Raw genomic sequence first — 23949 nt, 5'->3', positions numbered from 1 at the left:
AGGGGCGCGCCAACATGTCTTTGGCGACACATTCGGACGGAAGGCTGAAACAAGACCAACCGCCAGACCCTGCCCGGAAGTCTAGAACAGGAGCTTTTCCGAGAGCCAATTCGAACATTTCATCAAACTATTCTTTTTCTGCATAGTTTTCTGTATCCTTGCTGAAGATGCTCTTTTACAAGCGGGGATACGCATTGGATCTGAATTGGTTACGCGATTTTGAATGCCTCGCCCGGACCTTGAACTTCACCCGTGCGTCTGATGAACGTAACATCACGCAATCCGCATTCAGTCGCAGAATCAAAGCGTTGGAAAGCTGGGTGGGGCTGCCTTTGGTCAATCGGGCAACCTATCCGGTGCAATTGACCGAGGCCGGCAAACAATTCCTGCCTGTTGCCCAGGCGGCAATTTCACAGCTGTCTGAATCCCGCCAATCCCTGCGGGACGCCGACCGGGGCGACAGTCGGTTCATCCGGTTTTCGGTTCTGCACACCATTGCGGTTAATTTTTTGGCGACCCGCATAGAAGAGTTGCAGAAGCAGATCCCGGAATTGCGCACGCGCGTCCTGTCCGATTCTCTGAGCACCTGCTGTGATCTTTTGGTCGAAGGCGCGGTGGATATCCTGCTGTGCTACTATCACCATACTGTCTCGCCCATGATCGACGAAACCGCGTTCGAGCGTAAGGATCTGTTGAAGGACCGTCTGATACCGGTGGCTGCCGCACAGCCGGTTCGGACACTGGGTTGGGATTTGTCCCGGCAGGATGGCCCGCCGATCCCTTATCTGGCCTATGACCGATCGTCCTTCTTGGGCATGGTCGTTGAAAACACCGTTGACCGGAAACCCCAGAATACCGAAACGATATATGTCGATAGCCTCGTCGAAACGATCAAGCGAAGATTGATGACTGGCAGCGGATTTGCCTGGATGCCCGAAACGTCGATCTCGGCGGAGCTGGATCAGGGGTTGCTGGTGCCGATCGGTGACGATGCATGGTGTGCAACGTTGACGATTTCAGCCTTTTCCAATCCGGCCAGTTTGGATCAGATCGCGCACCAGCTTTGGCAGCGTTTGTGACCGGACGGATTCGTTTTAGCGCACCGACCGGCCATTGAACGGAAAATGCGCCTTTACCTCGTATGCCGGCCCGTCTGAGAAAAATTGACGATCGCGCGGACCAGCAAATCGATCGTATCCACTGCATTGGCGTCATCCGCGACGCTGTCGGAAATGAGAGAGAACTCTGAGCAAGCGACAAACTGCAAGCCCGCCCCCGCCTTGACCAAGGCTCTTGAGGATGCTCGCAGCGTTTCGCGCGCCTTGTCGCTTTGGCCGTTGACCTTGATCGCGCGGATCGCCGCCAGCATCGCGTTGTCATCCGTTGGCCAAACGGTTGACAGCCCGCGCGCGTGCAGGGCTGTTTCGAAAAGACAAGTACGGCGCACCGCCGGAGAAGCGAGCACACCAACGCGCCCACCCTTCCCGAGTGTCCCGACGGCGTGATCCGCAGCCAGCTCAACCATGTTCAACAGCGGAACGGTCACGGCTTCGGTGATCGCCTTGGCATAGTGATGCGCCGTGTTGCAGGGCATTGCCAGCGCCATGGCGCCGGCATCCTGAAGACGTCGCGCCATCGCCGCCAGTGTCGGCCCCGGATCTTCGCCCGCCCCTTCGATCAAATGCGCGATCCGTGACGGGACCTGAGTGTTCATGTCGATCAAAAGCGGAATGTGGTCCCGGTCGTCGCTCACCGGCACAGCCTCGACCAGCTTGCGCTGGAGGAGGATCGTTGCCTCAGGGCCCATGCCGCCAAGAATGCCGATGGGGCGCAGTGTCATTGCTCAGATATTCACCCAGCGGTATTTGTGATCGAAGGCAAAGTCATACCCCGCCAAGGCCGCCGCGCCACCCGTGTGAAGGAAAACGACCCGCTGGTCTTTGAATTCGCCTTTGCGCGCCAGATCGATCAGGCCCGCCGCACCCTTGGCCGAGTAGCAGGGATCCAGAAGGATACCTTCCAATTCGGCAAACATCTGGATCGCTTCGATGCCGCTTTCAGTGGGCAGGCCATAGCCTTCGCCGACATAGTCGGTATCGGCCATGACATCTTCACGCTTTACCACGCCCGCGCACCCCAGCTTTTCGGCGGTCTTGCAGGCGAGGTCGTACACCATCTGTTCCTGCTTTGGCCGAGGTGCCCTTGTCCCGATGCCAAGCACCGGCACCTGCGCATTCATGGCGCACATTCCCGTCACCAAACCTGCCTGCGTACCGGACGACCCGGTTGCATGTACCAGCCGGTCAATCCGCAATCCGCTGTCATTGGCCTGACCCAACAGTTCAAAGGCCGCGTTTACATAGCCCAGCGCCCCGGTCGGGTTCGAGCCGCCGCCGGGAATGACATAGACATTGCGGCCTTCTGCCCGTTTCTTCGCGGCAGCCTTTTCCATTTCGCCCGGCATATCGTGACCCCCGGGAAACTTCTGGGTGGTCGCGCCGTGCAAGTGGTCCAGCAGGACATTGCCGTTTGTATTGTAGTTGCCATCTTGATAGCCGGTGCGATCTTCCAGAAGAATATGGCAATCAAGGCCCAGCTTGGCGGCAAACGCTGCGGTTTGTCGACCGTGGTTGGTTTGAGTGGCACCTTGCGTCATCACCATGTCGGCGCCCTGCGCTTCCGCTTCGGCCATCAGAAATTCCAGCTTGCGGGTCTTGTTGCCGCCGGTTGACATGCCGGTGCAATCGTCGCGCTTGATCCAGATTTCCACCCCCAGTTCTTTGGAAAGCCGCTTCATCGGTTCAAGCGGTGTCGGAAGATGGGCGAGGTGAAGGCGGGGAAAGCGCGCAAGATGCATGTCACAATTCCTAATATTGATTTTCGTCAATTTACGCTGTGTGTTGCCGCTCTTCCAATTCGAAATTCAGTGAGTATGTTGCAAAAATTGCATATTAGTGAGGTCTGGGCTATCTGATTCACATGCGTTTGGAATGGATCGATGACATATTGGCCGTGCTGGACAGCGGATCGCTGACGCGCGCCGCGGAAAAACGGCTGCTGACCCAATCTGCCTTTACCCGTCGGGTGCGGCTCATCGAAGGCAGTATCGGAGCGACCCTGTTTGATCGTCGCCGCAAACCCGTATCCCTAATGCCGGGCGTTCAGGCGTTGGAACCTGAACTGCGCGAGCTGAGCGCGCGTCTGCACAAACTGCGTCACAGTTTGAAAACAGAAAGCGATCAGGCCAGCCAGTCTTTGTCGCTCGTGTGCCAGCATGCGTTGACGACAACCGTCTCGCCGAAAGTGGTCCGGATGTTGACCGAAAACAGCGATATCTCGGTTCAGGTGCGATCGGGGAATCAGGACGAATGCCTGTTGCAACTGATCTCGAAAGAAGTCGATTTCGCGATCATGTACGCGGCATCGGACGGTGGGGTGCAGAACCTCGAAAGTGCGTTCGAGGCGAGGACGCTTGGTGCCGACACATTGATCCCGGTATGCGCACCGGCAATGCGCGGGGAATTGGATGGCAAGACCATTCCTGCGATTGTCTACCCGCCTGATGTTTTTCTTGGGCAAGTGTTTTCCCGATTGATTGCACCGCGTTTGCCCGACGAAACCAGACTCGTGGCCAAGGCCGAGACGGCCCTGACGCTGGCGATGCTGCAATATGCCGTGAATGAAATCGGCGTTGCATGGCTACCCCACTCTTTGGTCGCCACGCTGCTTGCTCAGGGGCAGCTTGTAAGCGTTGAAGAGGCCCTGCCTGCACAGGCGCTGACAATAAGAATGGTTCGTTTGGCCGAAGCGAAGCCAGAGTTCAGTGAACAGATTTGGCAACGTCTTGCCGGGCAATCGCAAAGCTTTTGGTTGTCGCCGGATCAAAGCGACGAGACGACTTAAGCAGTTCACCGAGAAAGGCGCCGAGTTTGCGATCAGCATCGGAAGAATACGCAACGGAATAGTGGCAAAACCGAGCTGGATGTATCTAACCTGTGCTGAAAAGACAGCAAAAGGGCAGGTCAGCGGATGTTCAGTAAGGTATTGAAAGCGGGTCTAGGTGTCGTGGTTCTGGGCATCGTGGGGCTGCTTGGTTATCTGCTGATCGCCCCGCCCGATTTGTTGAAAGTGGGCACGAATTACTCGGCCAAGATTGTCTGTTCAAACGTTTTCATTGCCGGACGTGATCCGGAAGAGGTCCTTGCGGTGGATGTGCAGGCCCCGGGGCATCCGCTGCTCAAACATGTTTCGATTGAGGTCGATCGAGAGGCGCAGACTGTTCATGCGCGGCTCTTTCGGTTCTTCGCGCCCGCCAGGTCGCAGTTCCGGCAGGGGCTTGGCTGCACCAACGTGCATGCTACATCCCTGAGTGCGCAAGGGCTTGAGGCTGCCAAGCCCGCGCCGACAGGGCTTTGGCCAAGCGGAAACGACGTTGCGCAGTCTCATGATTCCAAATTTCAGGCCGTCTTGTCGGATGATACGCTGCTTGGCGAAGGATACCGCGCCGTAGTGGTGGTTCAAGGTGGGCGTATCGTGGCCGAACGCTATGCGGAAGGGTTTGACGCCGACACACCGTTGCTGGGCTGGTCCATGACCAAGACGGTGACGGCCGGGCTGATCGGAACGTTGATCAAAGCGGGTCAGATGAATGTATCGGACACCCTCGTCGACAGTTTTCCCGAATGGGCAGAAGACGCAAGGCGAGACATTACTGTTGCGGACATGCTGGCAATGACAAGCGGTCTGCAATGGAATGAAGAATACGGAGACGTGTCAGACGTGACCAGGATGCTGTATCTCAGCAATGACATGGCCGGTTTCGCTGCCGACCGTGCACTGGAAGCCGGCATTGGAACCGACTTCAACTATTCTTCCGGCACGTCCACCGTGTTGTCCCGGGTGTGGCAGGACAAGCTGCCCGATGGCGGTTTGAGCTATCCTCGGGATGCGCTTTTTGAACCGCTTGGCATGGCTTCGGCGATCATCGAGACAGATGTCGCCGATACATTCATCGGATCCAGCTGCATGTACGCCACGGCCCGAGACTGGGCGAGGTATGGCCAGTTTCTGCTGCAAAAAGGGGTTTGGGACGGCGCACAGATTTTGCCCACAGGTTTTGTGGACTGGATGTTCGGACCCGTTGCGGCGTCTGGCGGTGAATATGCCAAGGGTCATCTCTGGTTGAAATCGCCGGGCGACCTGCCACCGTTTGAAGACGCGGTTTGGTTGCAAGGGCATGACGGTCAGTCCATCGGAATTTTCCCGTCGCGTGACATGGTCGTCGTGCGGATGGGGCTTACACCTTCACGGGTGGGCTATTCTTCTTTGCCCTTGGCGAAAGCGCTTATTGCGGCTTTCGGGGGGTAGGGGATCGAACATTCCCATCGACGCACCGCCCGACATTGTGGCGGGTATCGCCCGTAGGGCAGGACACTGGGTCGCAGATCTGTATCTTGCACGTCGGTACGCTTTGGTATACCGCCGCATACAAATTCAAGGTGCCGGGCTTTCACGTGGCCCGGTGCATCAGCTAAATGGTCGGAACCGTCATGAGCCTTTACACAGAATACCTGAACGAAATCGAGACGCGCAAAGAACAGGGTCTGCACCCCAAACCCATCGAAGACGGTGCCCTTTTGCAGGAAATCATCGGGCAGATCAAAGATACGGGTCACGCTCATCGCGCCGATTCACTGAACTACTTCATCTACAACACGCTTCCGGGCACAACCAGCGCCGCAGGTGAAAAGGCGCGCTTTCTGAAAGAGATCATCCTGGGTGAAGCGACGGTTGAAGAAATCTCGCAGGATTTCGCGTTTGAATTGCTGTCGCATATGAAGGGCGGCCCATCGGTAGAGGTTCTGCTTGATCTGGCGCTGGGCGATGACGCAGAGATTGCGCAGAAAGCGGCGGCAGTTCTGAAAACCCAGGTGTTCCTGTACGAAGCAGATACCAACCGTCTGAAAACAGCCTTTGAGGCCGGGAACGCCGTTGCCAGGGACATTCTGGAAAGCTATGCCAAGGCCGAGTTCTTTACCCGGCTTCCCGACATCGAAGAAGAAATCAAGGTTGTGACCTATGTGGCGGCCGAAGGGGATATTTCGACCGATCTTCTGTCGCCCGGCAATCAGGCGCATTCGCGGTCGGACCGTGAATTGCACGGCAAGTGCATGATCTCACCCGAAGCACAGGCCGAGATTCAGGACTTGCAAAAACAGCACCCGGACAAGCGCGTCATGCTGGTTGCTGAAAAAGGGACGATGGGTGTTGGATCGTCGCGCATGTCCGGTGTCAACAACGTTGCATTGTGGACAGGAAAGCAAGCCAGCCCCTATGTTCCATTCGTGAACATCGCGCCGGTTGTTGCCGGTACAAACGGGATTTCACCGATCTTTCTGACCACCGTCGGCGTCACCGGCGGGATCGGCATCGATCTCAAGAACTGGGTCAAGAAAGTGGATGCCGACGGCAATCCTATCCTGAACAATGACGGCAATCCTATCCTCGAGCAGAAATATTCCGTCGAGACCGGAACGGTACTGACCATCAACACCAAGGACAAAAAGCTGTACAATGACGCAGGCGACAAAGAGCTGGTCGATCTGTCATCATCCTTCACGCCGCAAAAGACCGAGTTCATAAAGGCCGGAGGATCTTATGCCATTGTCTTTGGCAAAAAGCTTCAGACATTCGCGGCCGAGACGCTCGGTCTCGAGGTGAAATCCGCTTTCGCGCCGTCCAAGGAGATTTCGCATGAAGGGCAGGGCCTGACGGCGGTTGAAAAGATATTCAACAAAAACGCGGTTGGCGTGGCCGAAAGCAAAGTTCTGCATGCGGGCTCGGACGTTCGGGTGAAGGTCAACATCGTCGGTTCGCAAGACACCACCGGCCTGATGACGGCGCAGGAACTGGAAGCCATGGCGGCGACAGTGATATCGCCCACGGTTGACGGTGCCTATCAGTCTGGCTGTCATACTGCTTCGGTTTGGGATTCCAAGGCGCAGGCAAATATCCCAAAACTGATGAAATTCATGAACAACTTTGGCCTGATCACCGCGCGTGACCCCAAAGGTGTTTATCACTCGATGACAGACGTCATCCACAAGGTTCTGAACGACATCACCGTGGATGACTGGGCGATCATCATCGGTGGCGACTCGCATACACGTATGTCCAAAGGCGTCGCGTTTGGTGCTGACTCGGGTACTGTTGCACTGGCGCTGGCCACTGGCGAAGCCACCATGCCGATCCCGGAATCCGTCAAGGTGACGTTCAAGGGCCAGATGGCGGATCACATGGATTTCCGCGATGTGGTTCACGCCACCCAGGCGCAGATGCTGAAGAAATTCGGCGACAACGTGTTCCAGGGGCGTATCATCGAAGTTCACATCGGCACATTGCTGGCGGATCAGGCATTCACCTTTACTGACTGGACGGCCGAGATGAAGGCCAAGGCGTCGATCTGCATCTCAGCGGATGACACGTTGATCGAATCTCTGGAAATCGCGAAAAGCCGTATTCAGATCATGATCGACAAGGGAATGGATAACGAGGCCCGGACACTGCAAGGTCTGATCGACAAGGCCAACGCTCGGATCGCGGACATCAAGTCGGGTGAAAAGCCGGCCCTGAAACCGGATGAAAACGCCAAGTATTTTGCCGAGTTGGTGGTTGACCTGGATGAAATCAGCGAACCCATGATCGCCGACCCGGATGTCAATAACGCCGATGTATCAAAACGTTACACCCACGATACGATCCGGCCGGTTTCCCACTACAAAGGGGAAAAGAAGGTCGATCTGGGATTTGTTGGATCGTGCATGGTGCACAAGGGCGATCTGGTCATCGTCTCGCAGATGCTGAAAAACATCGAGCAGGAGAAGGGCACAGTAGAATTCAAGGCCCCGCTGGTCGTTGCTGCGCCCACCTACAACATCATCGATGAGCTGAAAGAAGAAGGCGAGTGGAGCATTCTTCAGAAGTATTCAGGCTTTGAATTCGACGATCTGTTCCCAAAAAGCAAAGCGCGGACGGAATACGAGAACATCCTGTATCTGGAGCGTCCGGGATGTAACCTCTGCATGGGCAACCAGGAGAAAGCGGCAAAGGGTGACACTGTGCTGGCCACGTCCACACGACTGTTCCAAGGCCGTGTTGTTGAGGACGCGGCGGACAAGAAAGGCGAATCCCTGCTGGCATCGACCCCGGTGGTCGTGCTGTCGGCTGTTTTGGGCCGAATGCCGACCGCCGAGGAATACAAATCGGCCGTGAAAGGTATCGACCTGACCAAATTTGCGCCTCCGATGGAAAAGCCCGCAGGCACGAAGTCAGCGCATTTCTAAACGCAAGGCACAAAGTTGATTGCCCGGGCATCCCTTCAGGTGGCCGGGCGATTGAGTTCCGCTGTGTTCAGGCCTGGTTGCAGCGCACGCCGCGAAAAAGCGCGGCATGGGAATGCCCCGGACCTTTCGCACGACTTCGCGTGGACTGCTGGGGAAAATCCATGATCCACGGTCATGCGGTCGCTGTTTGGCGTCAGGCTGACAGCTCTTTATACATGTAAGTCGTGGGTTCCAGTCTGGTTTCGAACGGGTTCCGGCAATAGTTCGGAATTTCCCCGGCGATCTGAAACCCCAGGTCCAGATAAAGCAATCGAGAAGGATCGGTGCTGCGGGTATCAAGAACCAGCATCGTGCGCTCCAACTCTGTCGCTCGTTGAAAGAGGGCTTCCATCAAGGCGCGGCCAAAACCGCGCCGTCTGGCGTTCGGGTGCACCAGAAGTTTCGCAACATCAGCGCGGTGCGGTTGATTGGGCATGGTCGCGGGGATCAGTTGCACCGTGCCCTGAATGCGCCCGTTGTCGTGGAGGGCAAACAGCTCCAACGCACCGGATTTCAGCCCGGGACGAACATTTTGCAGCCAGTAATTTCGTGCGTCACTCTCGGTAAACGGAAGGACAAAGCCTATGCTGGCCCCGTCATGCACACAGGCGTGGAGGATTTCCGCCAGATCATCCACTGCCGCGCTGAAATCGAGATCGGTCAGACGCGAGATCATATCAGCACCAAAAGATAACGCGCACCGCGAGATGCCCCGGTTTCGAACCGGGTTGGGCCCGACAGGTGATAGCGCAGGCAATCTCCGGCGCTCAGCGCATGGGGGGTTCCGTCAACTGTCAGTGTCAGGGCGCCGTCGATCAGGATCAGATGGTGTTCCTGCCCGGATTTGGGCGGCGCCTCGTAAGTGATGACCGTATCGCGCGGCAGGTGGCATTCCACGACCTCGGCGTTCAAGCCGTTTGCAGGCGGTGAAACTGCACGGCGGGTAAAGCCGGTTTCGGGATCACGCCATTCGGTCTGGCGTTCAAACGCCACCTTGGGGTCAAAGCTGTCTTCGACCATCATCAAAAGCCGGGACATCGGCAGGTCATAAGCGGCACAGAGGCGGCCAAGATTCTCAGCGGTGGGGCTGACCTCTCCTTTCTCCATGCGGGACAGCGTGGCGCGGCTGATTCCGCTGTGGGCGGCCAGTTGATCCAGGGACCACCCGCGCCCGTGGCGGAGATCGTTCAAACGGACGGCAAGGCGGTTTGAGAGGTTGTCGAGCATGGGTCACAAATGAGAAAAATTTTCAATTTCGGGAAAAGTTAAATACAAAATTCGATTTTGTAAATGAAAAAGGCGCAGAAACTCCGCGCCCTTCGCAAGCTCTTGATGAGGTGGTGGATTATTTCCAGCCGACTTCGTTAAAGATTTTCTGTGCTTCCGGGATGTTCTTTGCGACCTCCGACAGGTTCACGTCGTCAGCTTTGAACTCACCCAGGGCCTTTACCGATTCCGCCAGCTCAACACTCTGTACTGCCGGGAATTCGTCATTGCCCGCCGAGAAGTACTTCTGCGCCTGATCGCTTGCCAGATACTCGAGGAACAGGATTGCGTTTTCCTTGTTCGGCGCGTGTGCCGCGACGCCACCGCCCGACAGGTTCATATGCGCACCATAGCTGTCCTGATTGGGGAAGACCCAGCCGATCTTGTCGAGGTCAGAGGACAGGCCTTTGACGTCTTTGCGGATAGCCCGTGCATAGTAATAGGTGTTCGATACAGCGATGTCGCATTCACCCGAAACGATGCCACGCAGCTGGTCGGTGTCACCTCCCTGCGGGTCTCGGGCCATGTTGGCGACAACGCCTTCCGCCCAGGATTTTGCAGCTTCGGTACCTTCATGTGTGATGATCGAGGCGAGCAGGGTCTGGTTGTAGGTGTTGGTCGAGGACCGGATGCAGATCAGGCCCTTGTATTCCGGCTTGGCGAGGTCTGCGTAAGTGGCCGGCGGATTGGCAACGTTTTCTTTGTTGTAAAAGATGATCCGACCGCGCTGTGAGAAGCCGAACCACTGGTTGTCTTCGTCCTGAAGGTTGGCGGGGATGCGCTCCTCCAGGGTTTCGCTGTCGATGGCTTGCAGAATGCCCGCATCTTTGGCACGCGCCAGGCGAGACGTGTCGACCGTCAGCATGACATCTGCCGGAGAGTTCGCGCCTTCGGCTTCCATGCGCGCGATCAATTCATCCGCCTTGCCTTCGATCCGGTTGATCTTGATGCCGGTGGCCTCTTCGAAATCGGTGTAAAGACGTTCGTCAGTGTCATAGTGGCGCGACGAATAAAGGTTCAGCTCGCCTTCAGCTGCGGCTGATGTTGCGATCAATGCCGACAGAGCGGCGGCCAGGCAGGTTGTGGATTTCAGCATAGTTTGCCCCAACAATTGAATTTCGCGTCGGTTGATAACCCGACTGATTTGCTCAATTATACGATTCTCAGCAAGATGCAAGAAAATCCGACAGATTTACTTGGTCAAATGAGCGCAGGCACCCTTGCGAGGCTTGTTGGGGGCGGGCGCGAGTTGTGCTGAACGGAAAGATCCGCGTCACACGGCAGTGTCTGGATCACTCACGATCAAGCACCTCAACTGCAAGGATCGTGGGTAAATGGCGCGCGACTTCCGTCCATGTGTCCCCTTCATCAACACTGGCAAAAACCGAGCCGCTGTTGGTCCCGAAATAGATACCGGCGGGGTCTCGGCGGTCTCCGGCCATGGCCTGTCGCAGAACAGTGAAAAAACAGCTTTCTTGCGGCAAGCCACGTCGCTGGTCTTGCCATGTTGCGCCTCCGTTTGAGGATTTCCAAACTGCCGCGGCGGCATCCGGTGGATAGCGCCCGATGCTGTCTCCGTTCAAAGGCAATGTCCAGATCGTGTCCGGATCACGTGGGTGCACATGAATCGGAAATCCAAAGGTGGATGGCAGGCCTTCGGTGATGTCATCCCAACTGCGCCCTCCGTCGGCCGAGCGCCAAACACCGTGATGGTTTTGCTGGTACAGCAAATCCGCGGTTCCCGGAGCTTGAACCATGTTGTGGACGCAATGACCCGTTTCACCATCCCTGGGGGCAGCGGGATGATCATGATGCGTGCAAGATTCGGCGTTGGACAATCTGTTTCGCCGCTCCCAGCTTGCGCCACCATCCTCGGTTGCAAACACACCCGCAGCGGAAATGCCGACCCAGAGCTTTTTCGAATCATTTGGGTCAGTCACGATTGTATGCAGGACCAGCCCCGCACCGCCGGGATTCCAATCGGGTGCCGAGGGGTGGTTTGTCAGGCCCTCAAGCGTGTCCCATGTCCGACCATTGTCGTGGCTGGCTAGCAGGCGGGCCGGTTTTGTGCCTGCGTACAACGTTCCATGTTGATAACGCAAAGACCAGACCTGCGAAAACTCATCGGCGAATGGTGCGGGTTCTCCGGTCCAGCCGATCATCTGGGCAAAATCCTGGTCGTTGGCGGCCCACTCGTCCATTTGGCCCTTGGTGAGTTTTGCGACCTGCCAAGTCACACCGCCGTCTTCGGAACACCAGACTCCGGCGCCATGCCAGTCACCACCGCCCCCGGCCCAAATCGTGCCCGTTTCCTTGTCGCCGATGACGTGGTTGATCGGCCATCCTTCACAATGCGGGCCCGTCACTTTCCAATCTGACCTGTTCTGATCACCAGAGATAATGAACGTTCCCTTGGTCGTTCCCACCAGTACGTCGATGCCGTGTTCGCGCATGGGTTTCACACTCCGCAATGTCGAAGCAAGGGTAGCACGTCAGGCCCACAGGTGCAGAAAACAAAAAAACCGCGCTCAAGGGCGCGGTTTTCTAAAACGGTGTTTTGCTGTTCTCAGCCCTGGCGAGCTTTGAACTTGCGCTGCGTCTTGTTGATAACGTAGACGCGGCCTTTGCGACGCACAACACGGCAGTCGCGGTGCCGATTCTTGAGCGAGCGGAGCGAGTTCTTGACCTTCATGGTCTGTCTCCAATCTGCGGCGCCTTCTTCAAGGACGTGGCCAGCGCCTGGGTTACTCGGGTGTCCCGGATCTCCGGAACAGTGAAATCATGGTGGGCGGTACAAGGATCGAACTTGTGACCCCTTCGATGTCAACGAAGTGCTCTACCGCTGAGCTAACCGCCCACTTTCCCTTTGCGTGCCCAGCCCCATAACGAAATGGGGCGCGGAACCCCGCGCCGGTAGCGGGGTCTATAAAAGGAGTCGCAAAGGGGTTCAAGGGGTTTGGTAGAACTATTTTCCGGTCTATGTTGATTGCGAACATGGAGGGATCATGCAGAACGCAGCCTTTGTATTGGATATGCCGGAAAACCGCAGTTCATGCGTGGTTTTTTCATCTCCTCATAGCGGGCGGAATTATCCCGAAGCGTTTTTGAAGCGGTCCGTTCTGAATCAAAGCGTGATTCGATCCTCGGAAGACGCCTTCGTGGATCAATTGTTTGCTGCCGCGGCCGAGAATGGCGCGCCTTTGATCAAAGCGACCATGCCACGCGCCTATCTGGACCTGAATCGCAGTCTGGACGAACTGGACCCGGCGCTGATCAGCGGTGCCCGCAGGCATGGGCACAACCCCAGGGTCGCATCAGGGTTGGGTGTGATTCCCCGCGTTGTGGCCAATGGACGGGCAATCTACAGCGGCAAGCTGACCATGGACGAGGCGCGGCTGCGCATCGACACCTATTGGCGCCCCTATCATGCACGTTTGAAATCCCTGCTGGCCGAATCACACGAGAAATTCGGCCAGGCCATACTGGTGGATTGCCACTCCATGCCGCATGAGGCGGTGGCCATGGCTGGTACGACCCGAAACAAACGGCCCGAGATCGTGCTGGGTGATCGGTTCGGTGCGTCGGCCTCGTCTGAAATCGTGGACCTCGTCGAATCGGCGTTTGCTGCGGTAGGTCTGAATGTGGTGCGCAACGCCCCGTTTGCCGGGGCCTACGTGACACAGACTTACGGCCGCCCCACCCGCCAGCAACACGCGATCCAGATTGAAATCGACCGGGCCTTGTATATGGACGAAGAAAAAATTGCGCCGAACGCCAATTTCATGACGTTTTCGAAACTCCTCCGGCAGGTGGTGCGCGACATATCCAGAATCGGTTCAAAACCTCTCCGTCTGGCGGCGGAATGAAACTAGCGCAAAGCGCGGCCCTTCACGATTGCTTCCGGGCCGAATCTCTGGCGGATCTGGTCGGTGGCCCGCTCGGCCTGTGATCTGCGGACGGCGCCGGGATCAAGCAGGTCGCCGGAGATGTCAGCCTGATCCGCCGGGCACAGGTCAGACAGGCCACACCCCAACAGGCGGTATGGCCCCTGATCCCCCACCTGATCGAAAAGCCCTTTTGCGGTGCGATAGATTTTGTCCGCGATCTGCGTTGCGTCCCGCAATGACACGCGCCGTGTCAGAATCTTGTGATTGGCTTTCTTCAGCTTCAGCGTAACGACCCGGCCAGCCAGATCCTTGGCCTTGGCCCGGTCCGAGACCTTCAGGGCCATGCGCCACAAATGTCCGTCCAGAATATCAATATTGGCGGTGTCCTCGAAAAACGTGGTCTCATTGCTGATGGATTTCATCGGTTCATGGGCTGAAACGCGTCGTTTGTCCTGACCCCGTGCCAAATGCCACAGGCGATACCCCATCGAGCCGAAACGCACAGTCAAAGCCTCCTGATCCCAACGCAGTAGGTCGTTGAAGGTTCGAATCCCTGCCCGGTCCAGTGATTCCTGCGCAGCGGGGCCAATACCCCAGATCAACCTTACGGGTTTGTCATTCAGAAACTCAGCCGTCTCGGCCTTGCCGATCACCGAAAACCCACGGGGCTTGTCGAGGTCCGAGGCAAACTTGGCCAGAAACTTATTGTGACTCAGCCCGATGGATCCTGTCACACCCAGTTCATCCTTCATGCGTTTGACCAGGCGCGCCAGCATGACGGCTGGGGGGGCTCCGTGCAGGCGTTCGGTGCCGGACAGGTCCATGAAAGCTTCGTCCAGGGACAGGGGTTCGACCACTGGTGTCAGTTCGTCCATCATGGCGCGGATGTCCCGTGACACCTGGGCATACACGGACATGCGTGGTTTGATCACGACGGCATCGGGGCACAGTTGCAGCGCTTTGAACATGGGCATGGCGGATCGCACACCGCGAATTCGGGCCACGTAGCATGCCGTGGATACAACACCGCGTTTGCCGCCGCCGATGATGACAGGCTTGTCTGCCAGTTCCGGATTGTCCCGCTTTTCCACCGAAGCATAGAAGGCATCGCAATCCATATGTGCGATGGACAGATCAAACAGTTCGGGATGAGACTTTACCCTGGGGCTGCCGCAGGCCGTGCAGCGCCGTTCGTTCGTCAAAGGGGTCAGGCAATCTCGGCAAAGACCGGGCATCTGCGTCCTCATGTGTTCCGCAGTTGTCTTGGGGGTTCCTTATATCATCCCGTGATATCGATCAAAGATCATTCAGAGAAAAGAAACCCCCCGCGCTTCGCGGGGGGAAGTAACGAACCTCAGGAAGAGTAGGTTCGTTGGGGAGTAAATCCCCTTGAGAATCGCTAAGATTTTCCGGTTGAGATAGGGTTTGGCGCGCTTTTCAGAAACTCGCTTTTTGAATGTGTGTTTTCTGGCACAGGGACGATTTGGCGCGGATTCGCGAAAAACTGACGTAAGGTCAACCTGTTGCGGCGGTTTTTTCAGCGTGAATCCCTGTTGAAACGATGATCCTGCTCATCACGTTTTCAGAGAATTTAACTCGGTCAAAACGGCCGCGGCCGCGGATTTTGGATCTTCGGCCTGATAAATGGGGCGGCCAACTACGATATGATCCGCCCCGTCCTGGATGGCGCTGGCAGGTGTGGCCACACGTTTTTGATCGCCCAGTGCCGCGCCTGCCGGACGCACGCCGGGGGTTACGATCAGCCGGCCCGTCGCCTGGGGCAGGGCGCGGATCAGGGCGGCCTCCTGCGGGCTGGCGATCACGCCGTCGGCCCCGGCCTCGAAGGCGTGGGCGGCGCGTTCCACCACCATGTCCTGAACGTCACCGGCCTTCATCATGCCGGCATCCAGATCGTCGCGGTTCAGCGAGGTCAGGATGGTCACCGCCAGGATCTTCAGATCCTTGCCCGCCGCCCCTTCCTTGGCGGCGCGCACCACATGCGGGTCGCCATGCACGGTCAGGAAATCCAGATCGAACTGCGCCAGCCCCCGCACCGCGTTTTCCACCGTGTTGCCGATGTCGAACAGCTTCATGTCCAGGAAGATGCGCTTGCCGTGTTCCTGCTTGAGCTCATTGGCCAGTGCCAGCCCGCCGCCTGTCAGCATGCCCAGGCCGATCTTGTAGAACGAAACGGCGTCGCCTAGCGTCTCGGCCAGCTTCAGCCCTTCCAGCGCGTTGGGGACGTCGAGGGCGACGATCAGGCGGTCATCGGCGGTTCGGAGCATTGTATCGACCTTTCAAGCTTGACGGGATCGGCGCTTCTGTAGAGCGTGTGACGCATTGAGACAAGAAAAGACGCAGGAAAATACGGGATGATACGGTTGGGTGTGGTGGCCTCGGCGGCTGTTTTGGTCGGGGCGGGCGCAGTCTGGGCCGATGAAACGGATTGCGGCGAGGCCCGACTGGTCTGGGCGGACGTCAAGGACAGCGGGTCGGCGACGGCGATCGAGAGTTTTTCACGGATCTACGCCGATTGCCCGATCTATTCGCAGCTGGCGCGCGATCTGCTGGTCGGGCTGACCGGCGAGGCCTCTGCGCCGGCAAAGGCCGACGACCCCAAGGAACCGCAACGGCGCCTGCGGGTTTCCGACCTGCGCCCCCGGCCGGAACCCAACCCCGACGATCCACCGCAGGACCCCGACTATTCGGACGGAGAGTATGACTGCCTGATGGCCGCTGCCGCTCCGGGGCAGTCGCCCTATTTCGACGGGGTGAAATGGGCCGACATGGACGCCGAGAATGCGATGGCGATCTGCGCCGATCTGCTGTTGAAAGATCAGGATGTCGATGCCGAGGTCGTGGCCGCCTTTGGCCGGGCGCTCATGAAGGGCGGCAAGCTGGAAATGGCGCTCGAGTTTTCGGAACTGGCCGCGATGGAGGGCAGCGGGCTGGCGATGAACACGCTCGCTTCGCTCTATAGTGATGGCGAGATCGTTCCCGAGGACCACGAGACCGCGTTTGCCTGGTACATGGCGGCTGCCGAAAGCGCTCTGCCGATGGGCATGCACAACGTCGCGTATGGCTTCGAGAACGGGAAAGGTGTTGCGCCCGACATCGACAAGGCGCTGTACTATTATGAAAGGGCTGCGTTCTTCGGATATGAGCCGTCTCAGCTGCACCTCGGCGTAATCTATCGCGAAGGAACGCATGTCCCGCGCGATATGCAGCGCGCGGTCGACTATCTGAAGATGGCGGCCCGAAACGGCAGCGCCGATGCCGCGGCGCGATTGGGCTACATCTACGAGATCGGCGAGAACGGCTACTCCAAAGACATCGAACAGGCGCTGGATTATTATTTCCAGGCCGCCAAGCAGGACAATGTCGTGGCACTGCACAATCTCGGTTCTTTGACCTATCACGGGCGGGACGGTGTGCCTCAGGACACGGAAGCGACCCTGTTGTTCTGGGGCAGGGCCGCAAAGCTTGGCGATGTGAAATCGCAGCGCAAATTCGGCCGGTTGCTCTATGAAATCGGCGATGTCGAAGAGGCGCTGAGGTTTCTTCGCCTCGCGGCCGAGCAGGGCGATGACGAGGCGCAAAAGCTGATCCGGCAGATCGAAGGCGGTTGACGCCCACAGCTGACAAAGGAGCCAGCGGTGTCCTCGCTTTGTCCCAACTGTGCTATGGTGCTGCCACTCTGAAACGAAAATTGCATCAAAGGGACAGACCATGAAGCACCTTGTTCCGCTGGCCGTCGTCGCCACGCTGGCCGCCTGCGACGACACGCCGCCACAGACCGAAACCGGCGCCGCGCCGCCCCCGACCAATGATGATTTGTATCTTGTTCGGGGCTATCGGTCCGAAGATGACTGGTGCCAGTTGACCGGAGAAACCACCTTTACCGGCAATTTCCTCGACCACACCGCCGATCTTGTATCCTGCCCCACGGGCAGCGCCGCCGCGCAGTCGCTGGTCGAGACGAACGATGCCCAGCAGGTGGCCGAAACCGGGGGCTACACTGTCTATACGATTCCGCGTGGTTGAGGCGTTTTTTCACTCTCTAGCCTCTTGAACCGGCAAAGGTATTTCCCAGATTGAATGTGAGGCTTCGACCGACGCGTGCCGCCAGGCGGGCGCATCAAAACGGGGCGCTTGGAAAAGGAGAATATCATGGACTTGAACAAGTTCACTGAACGGGCACGGGGGTTCGTGCAGGCGGCGCAGACCATTGCGCTGCGCGAGGGGCACCAGAGGCTGGAGCCCACACATATACTCAAAGCATTGATGGATGACGATCAGGGGCTGGCAAGCAATCTGATCACACGCGCGGGCGGCGCGCCGAACCGCGTGGTCGAGGCGCTTGACGCTGCCATGGGCAAGATCCCGAAAGTCAGCGGTGATGCCGGCCAGATTTACATGGACGGTCAGACGGCCAAGGTTCTGGACGAGGCCGAAAAGATAGCCACCAAGGCGGGCGACAGCTTTGTGCCCGTTGAACGCGTTTTGATGGCGCTGTGCATGGTGAAATCCAAAGCCAAGGAGGCTTTGGAGGCCGGTGCGGTATCTGCCCAGAAGCTGAATGAAGCGATCAATGACATCCGCAAGGGTCGCACTGCTGACACAGCGTCGGCGGAAGAGGGCTATGACGCGCTCAAGAAATATGCGCGCGATCTGACTGAAGCTGCGGCTGAAGGCAAGATTGACCCGATCATCGGGCGGGATGAGGAAATCCGCCGCTCAATGCAGGTTCTGTCGCGCCGCACCAAGAACAACCCGGTTCTGATAGGGGAACCTGGCGTCGGTAAAACCGCGATTGCCGAGGGCATGGCGTTGCGCATCGTCAACGGCGACGTACCGGAATCGCTGAGGGACAAGAAGCTGCTTGCGCTCGACATGGGTGCGCTGATTGCCGGTGCGAAATACCGTGGTGAATTCGAAGAACGCCTCAAGGCTGTTCTGACCGAGGTGACCGAGGCCGCGGGTGAGATCATCCTGTTCATCGACGAGATGCACACGCTGGTTGGCGCGGGCAAATCGGATGGTGCGATGGATGCCGCCAACCTGATCAAGCCCGCGCTCGCCCGGGGTGAGCTGCATTGTATCGGTGCGACCACACTGGACGAGTATCGCAAATACGTCGAAAAAGACGCGGCCCTTGCGCGCCGGTTCCAGCCGGTGATGGTTCAGGAACCGACGGTCGAAGACACGATCAGCATTCTGCGCGGCATCAAGGAAAAGTACGAGCTGCACCACGGCGTGCGCATCTCGGATTCGGCGTTGGTGTCGGCGGCGACCCTGTCGCATCGCTATATCACCGACCGGTTCCTGCCCGACAAAGCCATCGACTTGGTCGATGAAGCCGCGTCGCGGTTGCGGATGGAGGTGGATTCCAAGCCTGAGGAACTCGATCAGCTGGATCGCCAGATTCTGCAAATGCAGATCGAGGAAGAGGCGCTGAAGCTGGAAGACGATGCGGCATCGAAGGATCGCCTGGAAACCTTGCAGAAGGATCTAGCAGAACTTCAGGAAAAATCCGCCGAGATGACTGCGCAGTGGCAGGCCGAACGCGACAAGCTGGCTGGCGCGCGGGATTTGAAGGAACAGCTCGACAAGGCGCGGGCCGATCTGGAAATCGCCAAGCGCGAAGGCAACCTCGCCAAGGCGGGTGAGCTGTCCTATGGCATCATCCCCGAGCTTGAGAAAAAGCTGTCCGAGGCCGAGAATGCCGAAAGCAACGCCATGATGGCCGAGGAAACGGTGCGTCCGGAACAGATAGCCAGCGTTGTCGAACGCTGGACGGGCATCCCGACCGCCAAAATGCTGGAAGGCGAACGCGAGAAACTGCTGCGGATGGAAGAAGAACTGCATTCGCGCGTGATCGGTCAGGATGCGGCTGTCACCGCTGTAGCCAATGCAGTACGCCGTGCTCGTGCGGGTCTGAATGACGAAAACCGCCCGCTGGGCTCGTTCCTGTTCCTTGGGCCGACTGGCGTGGGTAAGACCGAGCTGACCAAAGCCGTGGCGAATTTCCTGTTCGATGACGACAACGCGATGGTGCGCATCGACATGTCCGAGTTCATGGAGAAACACGCGGTCGCCCGTCTGATCGGTGCCCCTCCGGGCTATGTCGGTTATGACGAAGGCGGTGTGCTGACCGAAGCCGTGCGGCGCAGGCCCTATCAGGTCGTGCTGTTCGACGAGGTCGAAAAGGCGCACCCGGATGTTTTCAACGTGCTGTTGCAGGTTCTGGACGATGGCGTTCTGACCGATGGTCAGGGCCGCACCGTGGACTTCAAACAGACGCTGATCATCCTGACGTCGAACCTTGGGTCTCAGGCGCTCAGCCAGCTGCCCGAAGGTGCGGACAGTTCACAGGCCAAGCGCGACGTGATGGATGCGGTCCGGGCACATTTCCGGCCCGAATTCCTGAACCGTCTGGACGAAACGATCATCTTTGACCGCCTCAAGCGGGCCGATATGGATGGCATCGTCGATATTCAGATGGCACGTCTGCAAAAACGTCTGGCCGCCCGCAAGATCGAGCTGGCCCTGGATGACAGCGCCAAGGAATGGCTGGCCAATGAAGGCTATGACCCGGTCTTCGGTGCCCGCCCGCTGAAACGCGTCATCCAGCGCGCGTTGCAGAACCCGTTGGCCGAAGCTCTGCTGGCCGGGGAAATCAAGGATGGTGACATCGTTCCGGTCACCGCCGGGCAAGATGGTTTGATCATCGGTGATCGTTTGGGAACTTCCGAGCGACCGCGCCCGGACGATGCCGTGGTGCATTGATCTGACACCGTGAACTGAAAGGCCCGCTTTTTTGGCGGGCCTTTTTCATGTCGGCTTTCCATAGCCTTTGTTCAGATAATCACTGAGGACCTTCATCCAGACCTGCGCTTTCTCCATTGGAAACTGGGCCGTGAACCTCAGCTTCACAATACAATTGTCCACGACGCCGACTGCCAGAAGTTCGGACAGGCCATCTGATGCTTTGGCCTCGGCCCGATACGGCAACACCTGCGACGGATCACGCAACTGATAGGCGTTGATTTCACCAAGCTCGGCACCGCGCCGCGCAGCTATTGCAGCGATATCGCGTGCAGCTTGTTTAAAGCTTTCAAGGGCCATTTCAGATGAGACGTCCCTTTGTTGATGGTCATAGAAGAAAACCGTGATCTTGGAAGATGGGTCTGCAAAAGTGGCGGAATAGCCGAGGCCCGGATGGCTGTCTTCATAAACTTCAGACCCGATCTGATTCAGATCGCTCAGGACCTGCGGCGCGCGCTCAAACAGCTTTTTGCACGATTGCACATCAGCCAATGCCGATCCGCACAGCAAAGACAAAAAAACAACAAGGGGTCTAAGCAACATGAAGGCAGGTGTCCCGAACAGATCAAGAATGCACGACGTCTTGGTCTGCAACTGTGGCAGAAGTTTGGCCCTACCGGAAAGATGGCCGGGCGGGCGCTGGTCGGCCGCCCGGGCATTTGTCAGATCAATGCAAAGATCCGCGCCGGCCCGCCGGTGCCGCCTTGGTGCTTGGGTGCGCCGATCACCAGCGTTGCACCCGACGCAGGCACGCGATCCAGCCCAGCCAGACATTCGATCCCGAACCGGCCTGACGGCAACCACGCGTAATGTGTCGCGAAATCTGCGGACATGCCGTGATCCAAGGACAGGGTATCAACGGCAATTGATCGTGCTCCGGTCTCCTCCATCAGCATCTCCGCGGCTTCAACGTGGAAGCCCGGGTAATGCTGCGCTTCGCCGTCGAAATTGCGGAACTCATCCGTGGCGGTTTTGCCTGCCCATCCGGAATGCATCGCCACGCAGGCACCATCAGGAATATCACCATTGGCCGCAATCCAGGCTTTCAGATCGTCCGGGGTGACGCGCGTGTCAGCGTCCTCGGCCGCTCGGGCGGCGATGTCCACGACGCATAAGGGGGCGACCAGATCCGTGACGGGGATTTCATCAACCGACGTCCCATCCGCCGAAAAGTGAAGCGGCGCATCGATATGCGTGCCCGTATGTTCGTTGATTGACAGGTTGAACAGATTGAAGCCGTGATCAGCAAAGTTGAAAGCCTGCTCGGCCGAAATGCCGGGTTCGCCGCCCCATGTCGGGAAATCCGGGCTCAGCGTATGGGTCATATCTTCGACACCGCCATGCCCGGCCGCCAGTGCTTGCGGCGCGACGGCTCCGGTTGCGGCTGCTGCAACACCCGAAGCTGCGGCAGCTTTGAAGAACCCGCGACGAGACAGCATCTTGTCTTTGACGGCATTCATTACGCAGATATCACACATTTTTCTTCCTCCCATTGCGGCCAAAAGGCTGCACTCGCAGCCTTGCCTCGCGTTCGGCTTGGCGTGGCGCCCACCTGACAGAGTGCAGCCTTGCGCCCGCAGTTGTAAAGTTTTGTGCCCGTGTTCTGACGGTAATCCACGAAAACCGCAGTTTTCCGCCGGGCTCCAAAAGTTCTCGAGTCTATGGTTTTCGGTGCTGAAAACGTTACTCGAATGCCCTGTTACAATGGAACGTTACAATCACTTCGCTCAATCGTTACGCCTGTTTCCATGGCTCTGTGCTATCAGCACACTACGTCAATAGCGACCACTGAAGATGACGGAGACCCATATGGCGCATCGCTGGACCAATACTTTGACACATGCAGACGTCACCCCCCGGGCGGCGTTCCTCAACCGGCGGCAGGTTATGGCCGGGCTGGCTGGTGTCGGCCTGACTGCGATGGCCAAACCGGCGGCAGCACAAGATGGGTTGGAGCCGAACACGTGGGAAGAGATCACCACCTACAACAACTACTATGAGTTCGGGACCGGGAAAGATGACCCGGCGAAATATGCTCATACGCTGGTGACCGAACCCTGGAGCGTCACGATTGATGGTCTGGTCGACCACCCCGGCGACTATGATTTTCAGGCCATCCTGTCCGAGATGACGATAGAGGAGCGGATCTACCGCTTTCGCTGTGTGGAAGCCTGGTCGATGGTAATTCCGTGGAACGGATTTGAGCTGGCCGACCTTCTCAATATGGCGGGCGTGCAAGACGGCGCGAAATATGTGGCTTTTGAGACGGCCTATCGCCCGGATGAAATGCCGGGAACGCGGTTTCCCGTTCTCGATTGGCCGTACCGAGAGGGATTGCGCCTGGATGAGGCGATGCACCCCCTGACAATCATGGCAACCGGAATTTACGACCGCCCGATTCCCAACCAGAACGGTGCGCCCTTGCGTCTGGTCGTTCCTTGGAAATACGGCTTCAAATCGATCAAGTCGATTGTTCGGATCACGCTCACAAAGGATGAACCGCCCACCAGCTGGAACATGTCCAATCCACGCGAATACGGGTTCTACAGTAATGTGAACCCCAACGTGGACCATCCACGCTGGTCTCAGGCTTCAGAGCGCGAGATCGGGGGCGGGCTTTTCGCGTCACGTAAGCCGACCCTGATGTTCAACGGCTATGAACAAGAGGTCGCCAGCCTTTATGAAGGCATGGATCTGGCCAAGAATTATTAAAACCATGTCGGCGATGAACCAGACACTCCGCCGTATTCCGGTATGGGCCGTTTATCTGCTGGGGGCGTTGCCCGCCCCCTGGCTGTTTTATCTTGGCCTGACCGGTGGTTTGGGGGTCGAACCGATTGAGGCGTTGGAGCACAGATATGGGGAACTGGCCCTTCAGTTGCTGATTGCCGGTCTGGCGGTCACACCCCTGCGCCGGCATGTCGGCCTCAACCTGATGAAGTTTCGGCGCGCGATCGGGGTGCTCACGTTTGTATACGTCGCGTTGCATCTTCTTGTGTGGCTGGTTCTGGATGTGCAGCTTCCCAGCCAGATCTGGGCGGATATCCTCAAACGCCCGTACATAACAGTCGGCATGGCGGGGTTTCTTCTTCTGCTTCCGCTGGCGTTGACCTCCAACAACTGGTCTGTGCGCCGACTGGGACCGCGCTGGCGCAAGCTGCACCACCTCGTTTACGCGGCCGCATTGTTGGGGGCGATGCATTACCTCTTGCTGGCAAAAGGATTTCAGATCGAGCCGCTTGCTTACCTGGCTGCCATTATCGCCCTGCTTGTCCTGCGCCTGCCGATTCCCAACCTGTCTTTCCGGTCCAACAGGGCCGATTCCGCCTGACTCGGACGTGAGGCTGTGGGTAATCATGTGCATAACGCGCTGAACCGGGAATTCTGACCTGCCTTTACATAGTTATCGGCGGCAGTGCGCTTGATTGATCCGGTTTAAGTATCTGTAATTGCTTGATAAATGAACTTTTCAAGAATTTCTTCTGTTTTTGTGTATTTTCCGCTTGCGGGATTTGTTTGTTATACTTAGAACCCCCTTCACCGGCGCTGCTGAGGCGCTGGGACGCGGCGGAAGCGGCGGTTACGCT

The 23949-nt window shown here is 57.8% G+C and carries 22 protein-coding genes and 1 tRNA gene; 10 read left to right on the top strand and 13 right to left on the bottom strand.

Annotation, left to right across the window (positions count from 1 at the left end):
- Window positions 1–194: 194 nt before the first annotated feature.
- Window positions 195–1079 (top strand): LysR family transcriptional regulator, encoded by an 885-nt coding sequence (locus I9184_RS10025; protein WP_171635733.1) that lies wholly within the window; start codon window positions 195–197, stop codon window positions 1077–1079.
- Window positions 1080–1132: 53 nt separating this feature from the next.
- Here the strand turns inward: I9184_RS10025 and I9184_RS10020 are convergent, their stop codons facing one another.
- Together I9184_RS10020 and I9184_RS10015 are read right to left on the bottom strand one after the other, a co-directional pair.
- Window positions 1133–1840, bottom strand: coding sequence for an amino acid racemase (locus I9184_RS10020; protein ID WP_209834133.1), 708 nt, complete (start codon window positions 1838–1840; stop codon window positions 1133–1135).
- A 3-nt stretch (window positions 1841–1843) separates the two neighbouring features.
- Window positions 1844–2857 carry a D-cysteine desulfhydrase gene (locus tag I9184_RS10015; RefSeq protein ID WP_209834131.1) on the bottom strand — a complete coding sequence of 338 codons (1014 nt, stop codon included), beginning with the start codon at window positions 2855–2857 and terminating at the stop codon, window positions 1844–1846.
- 122 nt (window positions 2858–2979) lie between these two features.
- On the opposite strand from I9184_RS10015, the gene I9184_RS10010 reads away from it, so the two are divergent.
- From I9184_RS10010 to I9184_RS10000, 3 genes are all read left to right on the top strand, one after another.
- Complete coding sequence (locus tag I9184_RS10010; RefSeq protein ID WP_209834130.1) at window positions 2980–3903, top strand: LysR substrate-binding domain-containing protein; 924 nt, start codon at window positions 2980–2982, stop codon at window positions 3901–3903.
- A 126-nt stretch (window positions 3904–4029) separates the two neighbouring features.
- Window positions 4030–5367: a serine hydrolase gene (locus I9184_RS10005; RefSeq protein ID WP_209834128.1), complete on the top strand. Its 1338-nt coding sequence runs from the start codon at window positions 4030–4032 to the stop codon at window positions 5365–5367.
- Between the two features lie 182 nt (window positions 5368–5549).
- The gene (locus tag I9184_RS10000) at window positions 5550–8342 is read left to right on the top strand and encodes a bifunctional aconitate hydratase 2/2-methylisocitrate dehydratase (protein WP_209834126.1); all 2793 of its coding nucleotides are present in this window, start codon (window positions 5550–5552) and stop codon (window positions 8340–8342) included.
- 193 nt (window positions 8343–8535) lie between these two features.
- Here I9184_RS10000 and I9184_RS09995 read toward each other — a convergent pair whose 3' ends face one another.
- The 6 genes from I9184_RS09995 to I9184_RS09970 form a co-directional block, all read right to left on the bottom strand.
- A complete protein-coding gene (locus tag I9184_RS09995) occupies window positions 8536–9057 on the bottom strand; it encodes an N-acetyltransferase (protein ID WP_171635747.1) in 522 nt (173 codons plus the stop codon).
- Window positions 9054–9608: an XRE family transcriptional regulator gene (locus tag I9184_RS09990; RefSeq protein WP_171724156.1), complete on the bottom strand. Its 555-nt coding sequence runs from the start codon at window positions 9606–9608 to the stop codon at window positions 9054–9056. Before I9184_RS09990 ends, I9184_RS09995 begins: the two co-directional genes overlap by 4 nt.
- Before the next feature lie 118 nt (window positions 9609–9726).
- On the bottom strand, window positions 9727–10743 hold the full coding sequence (locus tag I9184_RS09985; RefSeq protein ID WP_209834124.1) for a Fe(3+) ABC transporter substrate-binding protein: 1017 nt from the start codon (window positions 10741–10743) through the stop codon (window positions 9727–9729).
- A gap of 196 nt (window positions 10744–10939) precedes the next feature.
- A complete protein-coding gene (locus I9184_RS09980) occupies window positions 10940–12100 on the bottom strand; it encodes a sialidase family protein (protein WP_209834122.1) in 1161 nt (386 codons plus the stop codon).
- Between the two features lie 113 nt (window positions 12101–12213).
- The gene (gene ykgO / locus I9184_RS09975) at window positions 12214–12339 is read right to left on the bottom strand and encodes a type B 50S ribosomal protein L36 (RefSeq protein ID WP_005648635.1); all 126 of its coding nucleotides are present in this window, start codon (window positions 12337–12339) and stop codon (window positions 12214–12216) included.
- A 90-nt stretch (window positions 12340–12429) separates the two neighbouring features.
- Window positions 12430–12504, bottom strand: a tRNA-Val gene (locus tag I9184_RS09970).
- Between the two features lie 148 nt (window positions 12505–12652).
- Here I9184_RS09970 and I9184_RS09965 point away from each other — a divergent pair.
- Window positions 12653–13513, top strand: a complete 861-nt coding sequence (locus I9184_RS09965; RefSeq protein WP_209834120.1) for an N-formylglutamate amidohydrolase — start codon at window positions 12653–12655, stop codon at window positions 13511–13513.
- A 2-nt stretch (window positions 13514–13515) separates the two neighbouring features.
- Here the strand turns inward: I9184_RS09965 and I9184_RS09960 are convergent, their stop codons facing one another.
- Together I9184_RS09960 and pyrF are read right to left on the bottom strand one after the other, a co-directional pair.
- A complete protein-coding gene (locus I9184_RS09960; RefSeq protein ID WP_209834118.1) occupies window positions 13516–14769 on the bottom strand; it encodes a DNA polymerase IV in 1254 nt (417 codons plus the stop codon).
- Window positions 14770–15108: 339 nt separating this feature from the next.
- Window positions 15109–15819: an orotidine-5'-phosphate decarboxylase gene (gene pyrF / locus I9184_RS09955; RefSeq protein ID WP_209834116.1), complete on the bottom strand. Its 711-nt coding sequence runs from the start codon at window positions 15817–15819 to the stop codon at window positions 15109–15111.
- Between the two features lie 87 nt (window positions 15820–15906).
- Between pyrF and I9184_RS09950 the strand changes: the two genes are divergently transcribed.
- From I9184_RS09950 to clpB, 3 genes are all read left to right on the top strand, one after another.
- Window positions 15907–17163 (top strand): tetratricopeptide repeat protein, encoded by a 1257-nt coding sequence (locus tag I9184_RS09950; RefSeq protein ID WP_209834114.1) that lies wholly within the window; start codon window positions 15907–15909, stop codon window positions 17161–17163.
- A 100-nt stretch (window positions 17164–17263) separates the two neighbouring features.
- On the top strand, window positions 17264–17578 hold the full coding sequence (locus tag I9184_RS09945; protein WP_171635763.1) for a hypothetical protein: 315 nt from the start codon (window positions 17264–17266) through the stop codon (window positions 17576–17578).
- A gap of 126 nt (window positions 17579–17704) precedes the next feature.
- Window positions 17705–20323 (top strand): ATP-dependent chaperone ClpB, encoded by a 2619-nt coding sequence (clpB, locus tag I9184_RS09940; RefSeq protein ID WP_209834112.1) that lies wholly within the window; start codon window positions 17705–17707, stop codon window positions 20321–20323.
- 45 nt (window positions 20324–20368) lie between these two features.
- Here the strand turns inward: clpB and I9184_RS09935 are convergent, their stop codons facing one another.
- Complete coding sequence (locus I9184_RS09935; protein ID WP_170347369.1) at window positions 20369–20854, bottom strand: hypothetical protein; 486 nt, start codon at window positions 20852–20854, stop codon at window positions 20369–20371.
- Between the two features lie 170 nt (window positions 20855–21024).
- On the bottom strand, window positions 21025–21840 hold the full coding sequence (locus I9184_RS09930; RefSeq protein ID WP_209834110.1) for a cyclase family protein: 816 nt from the start codon (window positions 21838–21840) through the stop codon (window positions 21025–21027).
- 331 nt (window positions 21841–22171) lie between these two features.
- On the opposite strand from I9184_RS09930, the gene msrP reads away from it, so the two are divergent.
- The gene (msrP, locus tag I9184_RS09925) at window positions 22172–23074 is read left to right on the top strand and encodes a protein-methionine-sulfoxide reductase catalytic subunit MsrP (protein WP_171635771.1); all 903 of its coding nucleotides are present in this window, start codon (window positions 22172–22174) and stop codon (window positions 23072–23074) included.
- Window positions 23075–23078: 4 nt separating this feature from the next.
- Window positions 23079–23693 carry a protein-methionine-sulfoxide reductase heme-binding subunit MsrQ gene (gene msrQ / locus I9184_RS09920; RefSeq protein ID WP_209834108.1) on the top strand — a complete coding sequence of 205 codons (615 nt, stop codon included), beginning with the start codon at window positions 23079–23081 and terminating at the stop codon, window positions 23691–23693.
- A gap of 64 nt (window positions 23694–23757) precedes the next feature.
- Here the strand turns inward: msrQ and I9184_RS09915 are convergent.
- A partial coding sequence (locus tag I9184_RS09915; RefSeq protein ID WP_209834106.1) for a hypothetical protein occupies window positions 23758–23949 on the bottom strand: 192 nt, incomplete at its 5' end.

The sequence above is a fragment of the Ruegeria sp. HKCCE3926 genome, assembly GCF_017872515.1.
Taxonomy (GTDB): Bacteria; Pseudomonadota; Alphaproteobacteria; order Rhodobacterales; family Rhodobacteraceae; genus Ruegeria.
This window is presented reverse-complemented; position numbering and strand designations above follow the sequence as displayed.